The organism is Brevibacillus antibioticus, from assembly GCF_005217615.1.
GTDB lineage: Bacteria > Bacillota > Bacilli > Brevibacillales > Brevibacillaceae > Brevibacillus > Brevibacillus antibioticus.
On sequence record NZ_SZNK01000001.1, the window covers coordinates 1836290 to 1849053 of the forward strand.

Consider the following 12764-nt stretch of genomic DNA (forward strand, 5'->3'; position numbering starts at 1 on the left):
AACGCTGCCTATTACCCAAAAGGGTGATTTTTGCGCTCGTCTCCCCACCCCGTCTGGCCATGTTGCTGCCAATGGGCGTATATATTATGATTGTGGAAACCTGGTACCATAAGGGGGAAAACAATTTGCTGGATAAGGGCGCATCGAAAACAGATTATTTGAAAGTTCTACAATTTATCGACTCCATTCTGGTTCCCGCAGAGAGTTTTCGCAAGCAGGTATTGCTTTCGCTGTCACAACTATTTGGTTTTAACAGATCTATCTTTTGGACAACTGACAGACAAGGCAATTTATGTGATCCACTCACCTACAACGTGGAGGACCGACTGATCCAAGAATATGTTTCCTATTATTTTCAATTCGATTTGCTACATCCCCAAAAGATTCTTCACCTGATTTCTACCAGCAAGGCTTTGTGGATCAAGGACATCATGTCCTATGAGGAATATGAACAATCTGTTTACTATAAACAATTTATACAAGTATATGGAAACTACGATATGATTAGTGTTTATCTGGAAAAGGAAAACAAATTGGTGGGCGGTATTGGATTGGCACGCTCCAAACAGGAAAAAGGGTTTACAGCTGATGATGCCCAAGTATTGGGGATCCTTGCCAAGCATATTGCCAATACTTTGGCCATGCATACACGTGTGGAAGAGATGGAGAATGAAAAAATACTGTTTGAGACCCATTCCAATATGTCATCCATCGGCATGATTATCGTCGAGCCTCCTGCCTTTATCCGCTATGTGAATCCGGCGGCCCGGGACATTTGCATCGAATTGACCCGTGGGAATACATGGACGAATCCGATCAAAGCCTTTATTGAACAGCTTTTGGCAGACCATTCTACTAACAGGCTCCCTGCTTATGTCACGACAGTCCATTCACCTACACTGCAGGAAGTAACGATACGTGTCCAGCACTCGTTTCAGACTCAATCTGCCTATCAAAGAAAGCTTCAATATGTTATATACCTTGTCCCAAAAAGCAAAATAGCCAGCCGAATTGCATCGCATGACAGTAACAAGCTTGCTCTCCTGACCCCGAAAGAGTGGGAAGTTTACGAGCTTGTGCAGCAAGGATCTACAAACAAGCAGATTTCGGGTGAATTACATATTAGTCTGAATACGGTTAAAAGGCACTTGCAAAATATTTATAAGAAAATGGAAGTAACGAACAGAACGAGCTTGTGTTACAAGATTAACTGGTAGTCATCTTTTTATGACGCAATGATAAGCGCATTCGGCAGGGGATTTTGTCGTATTGTGTCATTCGCAAACATGAATAGGTCAGTTAATTAATGGGATACAGCAACTTCTACACTAAAAAAGCTGTGAATGCATTCGCACTCACAGCATAGGCCTCAATTGATCAGTGCCATCCTCGCTCGGAATCAATAGCGAGTCCATAAACTCTTTAGTCAGGATATACGGTTCATAGGCAAGAGGGACTTTTGTTACCTTGCTCGTCAATTCATCAAGGGCTGCAAGATCATCTACGCCAACTTGATGAACAGATGTTTTTCCCAGTGCAAGAATCGCGACTTTCATTTCTTCCACAAAAGACGTAAGAAAGTTCTCTAAATACTTTGCTGCTTCTTGCTCATCAAATTGAGCAGTTAAACTTCCCGGATAAAAAACAAGTTGAGTAGGAGGTTCCCAAGGAATTGCTTTTGTTACCTGATCATGCGTCATCGCCCAAAGGAGTGCCGTCCCCATATAGACACCATCAACGCCCAACGCAAATGCTTTCAAGCAATCAGATGGCGTGAAGTATCCTCCTCCGCTTAACAAGGTGATTTTTTCTTTCACCCCGCGTTTTTGTAAGTAATGTACGGCACGTGAAACGGCATAAATGGTGGGAATTCCAAAATCGTCCTCCAAGATGGGAGGTCCGCCCTTAGATCCCGCCTGTCCGCCATCGATGCTTACAAAATCAACTCCTGCAAAAATGGCGACTTCTAAATCGGCTTCAATCTTTGCGCTTGCACATATTTTAACTCCAATGGGGATTCCACCAGTAAGGGCGCGGAGATGATCAACTACTTTGCGAAGATCTTGCGGTTTATTGATATCCTTATGCCTGGAAGGAATCACGACATAATCATCATTCTCCACTTTCAAGATTTTTCTGGCTCTTCCCTGAACGTACTCCGAAGGGATAAAACTCCCCGCACCAGCAATAGCTCCTTGCCCGATATGGATTTCGATTGCATCGGCCTGTTTAAGAATTTCTGGCTCTTTTGACCACTTACCGCTGTGGTATTGAATAATTAGATGTTTGGCGTGTTGTCTCTCTTCGGGTAAAAAACCCCCTTCACCCGTATTTGTTAATGTGCCGACTGCAGCGGTTCCTTTTGCAATCGCTATCTTTGTTTTCTCTGACACACCAATCCCATACCCCATTCCCCCTGCCATAATGGGTATTTCCAGCGACAAAGGTTTTTTTGCCTGAGGTCCGATGGTAATCCGCATATCTATATCTACATCTTCAGGGGTGACTAACGTGGCCAGTTGTGCCGGAGAAAAGATAAGTCCATCGTAAGTAAGAAATTTACGCGGACTCCCAAACGGTCTTTCAATGACTGCCCCTTCTGAAGCTCGCAAGCTATTTTCAATCAAAATTCTTGGTGGCAGGCGAGTTAAAGCCGTTACCATTTCCCAAATGTTTTCGGGATACCGTTCATTCATGAGCCGCTTCGTGAATCGGCCAATGATCCATTGCAGCAATGACCTGGAAAAAATGAGCGCTAGAATTCCTGAAAATAGAATGGCTGTCATTGTACCCGTAAATGATCCGATGTCAAAAGACATCCATTTACTTCCCATTATACTTCTCCCCTTCGATACCGTTAGCAAAAGCGTACATGCAGATAAGAATGATCCATGCGCAGGTTAGCGATAGTAGCCGATTTTCAAGAATTTTGTGTTTTACCATCGCTTGGCTTACCGCAGTATCGTTTTCTTTTTTTCCTGCTTGTAGTATAAGCCAGTTAGACAAGTTTACTCTCACAAAAACGTCGTTGAGCAATAGTCAAAATAATTAATCAGAACGATAGCCGCCATTGCAATGGCTTTCAATGGTTTTGATCCATAATTGCAGGGAGATTTACTGATCTTCCCAGATGAGGCAGAGTACATCCTGAGACAAACAGATGCTCAGGTGCGGAAGGCTAACGGCGAAAAATGCAAAAGGAGCTGTCCCAGTGCGACAAGCTCCTAGAAATCCATTTGATTAATATTTGAATCATCGAAGACCCTGCCGTTCAATATTCATATGAATGCTGTATAGCTCTTCTCTGTATTTTTCGATTTCAAAATCCGGAATCTGCCACAGAATGGCTTTCAAATTCTAGTACAATCTCTATTGCCTTAAATGGGAGAGGAAGTTTGGAACTAAATAACCTAGGTTTGTCGCTGTTTGATTAGAAGTAGTCATTGTATAATTCTTGCTGCTGTTCCTCTGCAATGGTCTGTAAGTCATATGCGTTAATTCGAAACAACTGATAATCGCCAATTTCCGCTTTTTTTGCGGCAAGCTTACTCAAAAATTTCGGGGAGCCTTCGTTTTCTTCATCGTAAACTAACAAGATACCATCTGAATTCGATAGCAAGAATTTGTCTTTCTCTCCAAGCTGCCATACTCCTTGGTAAGGTGTTTGATAGACACTATTGATATAATCGGCTTGCGTCACAATATTTCGGTAGTAATCCTGTGTCTCTTCTTTCCACTTTTCCTCTTGATTCAAAAACGGAGTAATTACCGCTAGTTTTAGATGTGGATACTCCTTCTTTAATTCCAGAACAGTTTCGGCTGCCCACATTTCTACCCCGAGTTGGCCAGATATGATGACCCATTCCAATTCTTCCTCAAGGAATCTTACGAGTTCCCGCTTCAGTGCTTTCTTAATAATGGCTAACCCCGGATTTTTTTCATCGAAAATGCCAAGCTCGTGAGCCTTGTATCCTGAAACAAATAAACGTTTTAACATGTTGCCACCTCTAGTTTAAAAGAACGCTAGCAGATAATAGATTTCTTTTTCTTATCTTATCACAAATGATGTGTTCTAACTGTCGATTTTCATTCTACCTACTCTTCGACCTTACCTGTCAGGGCATTGATATTTTTACCGTTACCATTAATTGAATAGGCAAGGACCGGTTTGGCTAACCTCTCACCATTAATGAATGGGTAGATGTATTGCAGTTCCATGGGCTGTGCCAGCACCGCCTTGGCTGCTGTATCTATGGAGACAGCCTTCCTCTTATCCGGGAGCTTGGCGGGCTTTGGGTCGAGTTGTTGATGGTACTTGGTGATTTTCCCCGTGACTCCATTTACACCAATACCAATGCTTCGTCCGTATTCCAGCGGAAGTCCCTCAACAGATGTCACAAACCCTACTTCATACTCATGTGCATTCTGCGTATTAGGATTCACCTTGTAGTAGAACTCCTTTTCTTCGTGTTTGAGATATGGTTGCAGGAACTGAACAGCTTTCTCAAGAGCCTGCTTTTCCGACAATGTTGGCTTCCCTTTTTTGGGTTCGGCGTTCGAATAGCTTATAAAACCGATCACGACGCCATCCTTCGTAAACAAAACCTCATTTTCATCAGGGGAAACATAGACTCTTTCCTTCTCGTCTCTGACGCCGTTGAAGGTACTACCATTCAGGCTGATACCAAACTCGCTTTCATAAATCCGAATTGCCTCCTGCTCATTCTTCACCTTTACTACCTTTCCACCAGGTGTGAGGGAGATTGGGTTCCACCTCCAGGTTATGTATTGCCGATCAGGGATCAACTCAGCTCCTGTTACTGCGTCCAAATAATGGGAGCCTACAGTGTCGTAGACGAGATCGGTTTTATTTTCACCAAGGATGTACATGAGTTGCAGTTGAGGTGGGATAAAGGGACTGAGCTGATCTTTCTTCATCGCCTGGGCTGGAGGGAGGAAGTCAGCTGGATTGATGTTTGTCAGCGTGTTTTCTCCTGCCATAAGGCCGGTTACCTGTCCCGCACTGTTTACTGCCACCTGAAACTGATCACCAACTACCTCAATGCCATTTACATAGCGACTATAGATGACATCGCCTGCATCAAGCCGCGTTACCTTGTACAGGCTGCGCATTTCACCGATCCACCCCTCCATGAAGGTATCGGCGCTCTTATAGGCCAGCTTGTCATCAGGAATTTCAAAATCCTTGTCATGCAAAAAAAACGAAAGTAGTTTCCCGGTTTCTGCATGGATATAGGCTCTGGCAAAGATTTCATTATTTTTTTCATAACCGATATTGTACACAGGCTGGTCTTTCGTTTCCAAGGTAATATCCCTTGATGTGTCATCCAGCGCTGGGAAGAGCATTTGCAGCTTTTGCTCCGTTCGTTGTGCCTTTTCACTTAACTGATTTTCCTGAAGGTGAGCGGCTGCTTGTTGGTTGCCTGCCTGATTTGCCATGACTGTGCCCGAGACTGGAGACAGGAGCAGTGTGGCTGTTAGTACGCAGCTTGCCAGTACAGGATAACGCCTTTGAGTGGTCATACGTGTATCCTCCATCTTTTTTGATGTTGAAGCTCACACAATAAGACGATGTTTGGAAAAAATAGTCACCTTACCTTACCTAGCAAGTAAAAAAGAGGCTATCCATAGTCTGAAGACTCGTGGAATCGCCTCATGCCTGATTCAAATTCGTGTTTAACGGAAAAATCATTCATGGTTTCATCTAACCACAAACTCAATGCTTCCGAGGCCACCCCATTTGGCGCTTACGACATCCCCTTCCCGTAGCTGATGAGAACCGGTAATGCCCCCGGACAAAATCAAATCTCCCTTGTGTAGCATGCGTCCTTCGCGAGCAAGCATGTTCGCCAGCATCGCGACTGAGTGGGCGGGATGACCGAGAACTGCCGCACCAGCCCCCAAGTCTTTGAGCTCGCCATTGATCGAAAGAGTAACACCTACCAAATCAAGTTCAAGTTCAGCAGGCTTTCTCCAGGTCGATCCGATAAATACACGGGAAGACGAAGCATTGTCGGCAATGACATCCGGCAAGGTAAACTGGAACTGCGCATACCTGCTGTCGATAATCTCCAGTGCGGGAACCACATAGTCAGTGGCTGCCAGGACATGAGCCTCAGTGATGCCGGGTCCTGCCAAATCCTCACACAAAACAAAGGCGATTTCCGCTTCGACCTTGGGATGAATCAATTCATTGATCGGCAGAATGCCGTCCTCGATATTCATATAGTCAAAAATGTAGCCTCGAATCGGTTCATGAACATTCATCTGCTTCATTTTCGCCTGACTGGTCAAACCCATTTTAGCGGCAAAGATTCGATGTCCCTGCTCAAGTTTGAGGGAGACCAGCTCATTTTGAATACGATAGCCATCTTCCACGGTCAGCTCAGGGTATTCAGCCGTCAGTTTCACGAGCTCCTCTCTATTCAACTCCGCATCCACCAGCTTCTGAGCCAACCTTTTGTACACTAGTTGCGATTGCACGCTGATCACCCCCTATCTGATTTTGGTAGAGCCGTACCGTTGGGCGATTTCCGCTGCGACATCCACGATCATGTCTTCTTGTCCCCCTACGGCCTTTCGTCTTCCCAGCTCGAGTAAAATATCCCGGGAATCAATGCCGAATTTCCTGGCTGCACGCTCGGCATGAAGCCGGAAGCTGGAATAGACACCCGCGTATCCGAGAACCAGAGCGTCTCTGGTAATTTCCTGTGGTACTTGAAGAATCGGCGACACGATTTCCTCTGCCAGGTCCATCATTTTGTACAAATCGACGCCCGTCTGAATGCCCATTCGATCCAGTACAGCAAGAAGAACCTCGGTTTGTGTATTGCCCGCACCTGCACCCAAGCACCGAACACTGCCGTCAATCCAGGTGGCCCCCTCTTGAATGGCGATGAGCGTATTGGCCATGGCTAAAGACAAATTGTTGTGTGCATGAAAGCCGACGGGAATATTCAGACATTGCTTCAATGCACGGACTCGTTCCCCTGCTTGATCAGGCAGCAGAGCGCCAGCAGAATCGACGATGTATACGACATCGGCTCCATAGCTCTGCATGAGGCCAGCTTGCTCCGCCAGTTTTTCCGGAGCAGCCATATGCGACATCATCAAAAAGCCAACTGTCGTCAAGCCAAGCTCTTTCGCCACATAAATATGCTGTGCGGAGACGTCCGCTTCGGTCGCATGTGTGGCGATTCGTGCCATGCCTACCCCTAGCCTTGCTGCCGTCTTCAAATCTTTGATCGTGCCGATTCCCGGCAGTAAGAGCACGCCCACTTTTGCTTGTTTACAAACGGAAACGGCAGCCTCGATCAGCTCCAGTTCAGGGGTCCTGGACAGTCCATACTGCAGGGACGATCCCGCCAATCCATCACCATGGGAGACTTCAATATACGGTACGTTTGCTTCATCTAATGCGCGCGCCACCTCGACTACTTGCTCCACAGTAAACTGGTGATTGATCGCATGGCTCCCATCTCGAAGCGCTACCTCGGTGATCACAATATCACGACTCATATGCGGTTCTTCCTTTCATTCGTGGCTAAATATCCGTGCCGATGCCGACAGCATGCTTAGCATATTCCTCTGCTACCTTCACTGCTGTCGCCGTCATGATATCCAGATTTCCTGAATACGTAGGGAGGTAATCACCCGCGCCTTCCACTTCCAAAAAAACGGTGATTTTGTTTTCATCAAAGATCGGTTCTGAGCGCAGGCGGTAACCAGGAACGTATGATTGAATATCGGCAACGGTCTGGTGGATAGCCTTCACGATCGCCTGTCGGTCCGCACCTTCCTCCACTATTGCATAGATCGTATCTCTCATCAGGATCGGCGGCTCCGCCGGATTCAGGATGATGATTGCCTTGCCTTTCTTTGCTCCGCCGATCGCTTCGATACCATGTGCGGTCGTCTCCGTAAATTCGTCGATGTTGGAACGTGTGCCAGGCCCCGCGCTTTTGCTGGAAATAGTAGCCACGATCTCTGCGTAGCTGACCGAACTCACATTCCCTATGGCATGAACGATCGGAATAGTAGCCTGGCCGCCGCATGTGATCAGATTGATGTTCGTTTCATTCAAATGCGCACGGAGATTCACAGATGGTACTACATAGGGACCCACAGCAGCTGGCGTCAGATCGATGGCGAGCTTTCCTGCCTCCTTGAGCGCCTTGGCATGACGAATATGTGATTTGGCTGAAGTAGCGTCAAAGACGATATCCGCAAGATCCGTACCGCTTTCCAAAAACGGTTTGAATCCCCCGTCAAATACGTAGTATCCAGCTGCCTTTGCTCTACGCAGACCATCCGAATCAGGATCGATTCCAATCATGGACGTCAGTTCAAGAATGGGCGACCTTCCAAGCTTGATCATCAGGTCTGTCCCGATGTTCCCCGAGCCCAGTATGGCTACTTTTATTTTCTTCATGCATGGACTCCTTTCCTATTTTTTCACTTGCCAAACCTGACTCCTACCGAACCAAGTTCAGTAATCCGAGTTTGAAATACATCGCCAGGCTTAGCTTCAACCGCTGCTGATAACGCACCAGACAAGATGATTTCTCCTGCTTTGAGTGTAATCCCTAATTCATACAGCTTGTTCGCTAACCACGCCACACAGGATGCGGGATTGCCCAATGCGGCGGCACCCACACCGGTATTGACCAGCACCTGATTTTTATAAAACGCCATTCCAACCAGAGGAAGATCCAGATCTTGCGGTTTCACGGGATGTCCACCCAACACATAGAAGCCCGAGGATGCATTGTCCGCAATGGTGTCTTCGAGTTTGATTTGCCAGTTGGCGATACGGCTGTCCACGATTTCCAAAGCAGGCACTACATATTCTGTTGCCATCAAGACGTCATAGATGGTTACATGCGGTCCTACCAGATCGCGCTTCAGCAGGAAGGCAATTTCTGCTTCTACCTTTGGTGAAAGGACATGCTCGAAAGGCAGTTCACCGTTGTTTTCCACGACCATATCATCCAATAGATGTCCATAGTCTGGTTGTTCCACGCCAAGAAGTGTCTGCATGGCTCGAGAGGTCAGGCCGATTTTCTTCCCTGTAATCCTCGCGCCATCTTTCACTTTTCGCTCAATTGTCTTTAATTGAACGTGGTAAGCCTCTATCTCGCTGATTTGCGGATCCAGTACGGTGAGTGGCGCTACTCCCACCCCTTCACGACTCGCCGCTGCTAAATGATCGGCGAATCTCGTAATCTTTTCTATGTCCACACGGCTCCCTCCCTGATTTGCAGTCCTTCTTGCTACAATTTCATGGTGACTGTCTTGACCTCCGAGTAGAATTCGAAGCTGTGACGTCCGCCTTCGCGGCCAATCCCGCTGTCCTTGGCGCCGCCAAATGGAGTTCGCAAGTCGCGCACATACCAGCAATTGATCCATAAAAGACCTGCCTTCACTCGATCAGCCACGCGATGCGCGCGCCGCAGGTCGTTGGTCCAAACCACTCCTGCCAAGCCGTATGCCGAATCATTGGCGATCCGAATCGCGTCCTCTTCTGTATGAAAAGGAATGATCACGATGACCGGGCCGAAAATCTCTTCCTGCGCCACCCTCATTTTGTTGTCTACATCATAGAGAACGGTTGGCTCTAGGAAATTGCCGTCCCCCAGCACACTGATCCGTTGTCCGCCATAACCGAGCTTGGCTCCTTCTTCCAGTCCGATCTGGATGTGGTGCTCCACCGTTTCCAAGTGACTGCGGGACACCAGCGCTCCCATATCTGTCTCTGGTTCCAGAGGATTTCCCACCTTGATCCTTTGAACTGCCGCCACAAATTTGTCCAGAAACTGATCATAGACGCTTTCTTGCACCAACAAACGCGATCCAGCCAGACAAATCTCGCCCTGGTTGCGGAATATCGCCTCGATCGACCCTTTTACCGCTTCATCAAGATCGGCATCCGCAAACACGATATTGGCTGATTTGCCTCCCAATTCGAGCGATACTGGAATCAATTGCGAAGCGGCATTCTGCATGACGGTCTTGCCGGTGTTAGATTCTCCTACAAAAGATATCCGGCGCACATAGGGATGCGTCGTCATCGCCGCTCCGACAGTCCCGCCCGGACCAGTGAGGATGTTGAGCACGCCAGGAGGCAAACCTGCTTCATTGGCAATCTCTCCGAGCATTACCGCAGAGAGAGGCGTGTACGAGGCTGGCTTTACAACGACGGTATTTCCCGCCGCTAAAGCCGCAGATGCTTTCCAGGTCATCTGCATGAAGGGCAAATTCCATGGAATGATCAGACTTGTCACACCTGCCGGAGCATATTTGGCGTAGGACATAAAATGGCGCATTTCATAATGCTCATGAACCATGTATTTGGCCATTTCGGCAAAGAAGCGCAAATTGGCCGCCGCCCTCGGAATATCGAAGCCTCGGCTTTCTTTGATCGGCTTGCCAACATCGAGCGTCTCCACCAAAGCGAGTTCGTCCACACTCTCCATCACCAGGTCAGCCATTTTACAGAGAATCTTGGCGCGCTCATCTACCGACATCTCACTCCAAACGCCTGACTCAAACGTACGCTGCGCCACGTCGATTGCCCTATTTGCATCCAGTACACTTGCATTGGCTACAGAAGCCAGCTTGAGATTTGTCGCTGGGTTGATCGTATCGAAGGTTTCACCGGAAACAGCGTCCACGTAATCGCCATCTATGAATAGCTTGGCGTCTTTTCGTACCTGGTTTTCCTTGGCAGTCAGACTCATGGGAATCCTCCTAATTCTCGATTTCCAAGATCATCTCTACTTCTACGGCGTTATTTAGTGGGAGCTGGGCCATCCCTACAGCGGAACGTCCATGCCTGCCTTTCTCTCCAAATAGCTCCACCAACAAATCGGATGCCCCATTCATGACTGTAGGCTGATCCGTGAAAGCTGGATCGCTGTTAACGAATCCGAGTATTTTGACCACTCGTTTGACTCTAGTCAGTTCCCCTAGCTCATGTTTGGCAACAGCTAGCAAATTGAGCATGCACTGCCTAGCAGCCAGGTAGCCTTCCTCTATCGTGACATCCTGTCCCAGCTTCCCTCGATATTCGTTTGTCCCTTGGCCTGCCAGAAAGAGGAGATTGCCCGAACCGACACAACCGACATAATTACCGGCCGGCTGTCTTGGTTCGGGCAGGTCTAGGCCCATAGCCTGTAGACGTTGTTCCGGTGTTTCAGTCTGATGCTTCACAATCCGTTCATCTCCTTTCTATTCAGGAAGCGAAGCGCGTTTTCACCCAGCAACGCCCGCTTCTGTCCATCCGTCAGCTCCAAAGTATGATCGATGACTTCCCCGGGAGGTGTTTCACGAAGCAGGAAGGGATAATCCGATCCCATCATGATTCTATCTTCGCCAAAGCGCTTCATCATGTATGTGATATTTAGCGGGTCGTACGTCAAGGAATCAAAGTAAAATTGTTTCGCGTACACACTAGGCGGTTGATCGGTCAGTCGCAGATGCGGCCATACCTTCCAGCCTTGGTCCAGCCTCGGTAGAATATAAGGAAAAGAGCCGCCGCCATGGGCAAAGCAGATTTTCAGACGCGGAAACTTCTCGATCACGCCTCCCAAGATAAGACTTGCTGCGGCAAGTGCTGTCTCGCTTGGCATCCCGACGGTGTACATCAGGTTGTGCCGCGGCATCCGTTCTCTGCCCAGCGTCTCCCATGGATGTACGAAGAGTGGCACATCCCATGTCTGACACATCTCAAAAAAAGGAATCAGGTCCGGTTCGTCCAGATTGTTGCCATTTACGTTGGTACCGATTTCGATCCCTCTCAGGCCGAGCTCGTGCATACAGCGATCCATTTCCCGAATGGCTGTCTCGGTGTCCTGCAATGGAACTGTACCCAATCCGATGAAATGATTCGGATGTTGGTTGACCGTCTCTGCGATAAAATCGTTTTGAATCCGCGCCATCACTTCCGCTTCGGCTGCCTTGGCCCAGTAGGAAAACGTGACCGGAATGGGTGATAACACCTGCATATCCACGCCTTCTTGCTGCATGTCATGAATCCGTTTTTGGGGGTCCCACACCTGATCCGTCACTTCGCGAAATACTTTTCCCCCGACCATGATAGATGCCCCGCATGTGCAAGTGCGGTGCAGAACTGGCCAGCGCTCTCCATGAAATCGTTCAGCTAGGTTGGGGATATCGTCTGGAATAATGTGGGTATGGAAGTCTACTCGCATTTCCACTCACTCGCTTCCGGAGGCATGACGTGCCCGCATTTTTGGCATGTCCTCAGCTCCAGATTGCTATTGAATCCTTCGATTGCCTCTTTTACCTGCACCTCTATGTTGGTCAGTTGAATCCGTACGCGATGCATTTTTTGGTCGCAGTTTTCGCAGAACCAAGCAAAGTCCTCCAGTTCTCCCTCAGCTCTGTTGCGCTCAATCACGAGTCCGATCGTATCCGCGATCCGGTGTGGGGAATGCGGGACATTTGCAGGAAGAAGGAACATTTCGCCTTCTTTGACCGTAATGATCTCACGCTTTCCATCCTGATTGATGATCTCGACAAAGCAATCACCCTTGAGCTGGTAAAAGACTTCCTCAGATGGATCAATGTGAAAATCCCGTCGTTTATTCGGTCCTCCCACTACCATGACCATTAGTTCTGCATCTTTCCAAATCACCTTGTTATTCACCGGTGGCTTGAGTTGATCGATGTGATCCTCGATAAACTTCCACAAATGGATAGGCGCCATTGTACGCATGCTC

12 protein-coding genes are annotated in these 12764 nt (G+C 47.8%); 1 reads left to right on the forward strand and 11 read right to left on the reverse strand.

Features of this window, described 5'->3' with window-relative positions; translation table 11 throughout:
* The first annotated feature begins 125 nt into the window (after nt 1-125).
* Nucleotides 126-1217 (forward strand): LuxR C-terminal-related transcriptional regulator, encoded by a 1092-nt coding sequence (locus tag E8L90_RS08410; protein WP_162309070.1) that lies wholly within the window; start codon nt 126-128, stop codon nt 1215-1217.
* 138 nt (nt 1218-1355) lie between these two features.
* Here the strand turns inward: E8L90_RS08410 and E8L90_RS08415 are convergent, their stop codons facing one another.
* From E8L90_RS08415 to E8L90_RS08470, 11 genes are all read right to left on the reverse strand, one after another.
* A complete protein-coding gene (locus E8L90_RS08415; protein WP_137028888.1) occupies nt 1356-2834 on the reverse strand; it encodes an FMN-binding glutamate synthase family protein in 1479 nt (492 codons plus the stop codon).
* Between the two features lie 596 nt (nt 2835-3430).
* Nucleotides 3431-3997, reverse strand: a complete 567-nt coding sequence (locus E8L90_RS08425) for an SLOG family protein (protein ID WP_137028890.1) — start codon at nt 3995-3997, stop codon at nt 3431-3433.
* 98 nt (nt 3998-4095) lie between these two features.
* Complete coding sequence (locus E8L90_RS08430; RefSeq protein WP_137028891.1) at nt 4096-5544, reverse strand: YcdB/YcdC domain-containing protein; 1449 nt, start codon at nt 5542-5544, stop codon at nt 4096-4098.
* Nucleotides 5545-5721: 177 nt separating this feature from the next.
* A complete protein-coding gene (locus tag E8L90_RS08435; protein WP_137028893.1) occupies nt 5722-6504 on the reverse strand; it encodes a 2-keto-4-pentenoate hydratase in 783 nt (260 codons plus the stop codon).
* 12 nt (nt 6505-6516) lie between these two features.
* Nucleotides 6517-7539: a 4-hydroxy-2-oxovalerate aldolase gene (gene dmpG, locus E8L90_RS08440; RefSeq protein ID WP_137028895.1), complete on the reverse strand. Its 1023-nt coding sequence runs from the start codon at nt 7537-7539 to the stop codon at nt 6517-6519.
* Between the two features lie 25 nt (nt 7540-7564).
* Complete coding sequence (locus E8L90_RS08445; protein WP_137028897.1) at nt 7565-8452, reverse strand: acetaldehyde dehydrogenase (acetylating); 888 nt, start codon at nt 8450-8452, stop codon at nt 7565-7567.
* A 23-nt stretch (nt 8453-8475) separates the two neighbouring features.
* Nucleotides 8476-9261 carry a 2-keto-4-pentenoate hydratase gene (locus E8L90_RS08450; protein ID WP_137028899.1) on the reverse strand — a complete coding sequence of 262 codons (786 nt, stop codon included), beginning with the start codon at nt 9259-9261 and terminating at the stop codon, nt 8476-8478.
* Nucleotides 9262-9293: 32 nt separating this feature from the next.
* Entirely contained in the window at nt 9294-10760 is a 1467-nt protein-coding gene (locus tag E8L90_RS08455) for an aldehyde dehydrogenase (protein ID WP_137028900.1), read from the reverse strand.
* Nucleotides 10761-10770: 10 nt separating this feature from the next.
* Nucleotides 10771-11232: a RidA family protein gene (locus tag E8L90_RS08460; RefSeq protein ID WP_137028902.1), complete on the reverse strand. Its 462-nt coding sequence runs from the start codon at nt 11230-11232 to the stop codon at nt 10771-10773.
* Complete coding sequence (locus tag E8L90_RS08465; protein WP_137033339.1) at nt 11229-12233, reverse strand: amidohydrolase family protein; 1005 nt, start codon at nt 12231-12233, stop codon at nt 11229-11231. The genes E8L90_RS08460 and E8L90_RS08465 overlap by 4 nt, the downstream gene beginning before the upstream one ends.
* Entirely contained in the window at nt 12224-12760 is a 537-nt protein-coding gene (locus E8L90_RS08470) for a 3-hydroxyanthranilate 3,4-dioxygenase (RefSeq protein WP_137028904.1), read from the reverse strand. Before E8L90_RS08470 ends, E8L90_RS08465 begins: the two co-directional genes overlap by 10 nt.
* Nucleotides 12761-12764 lie beyond the last annotated feature (4 nt).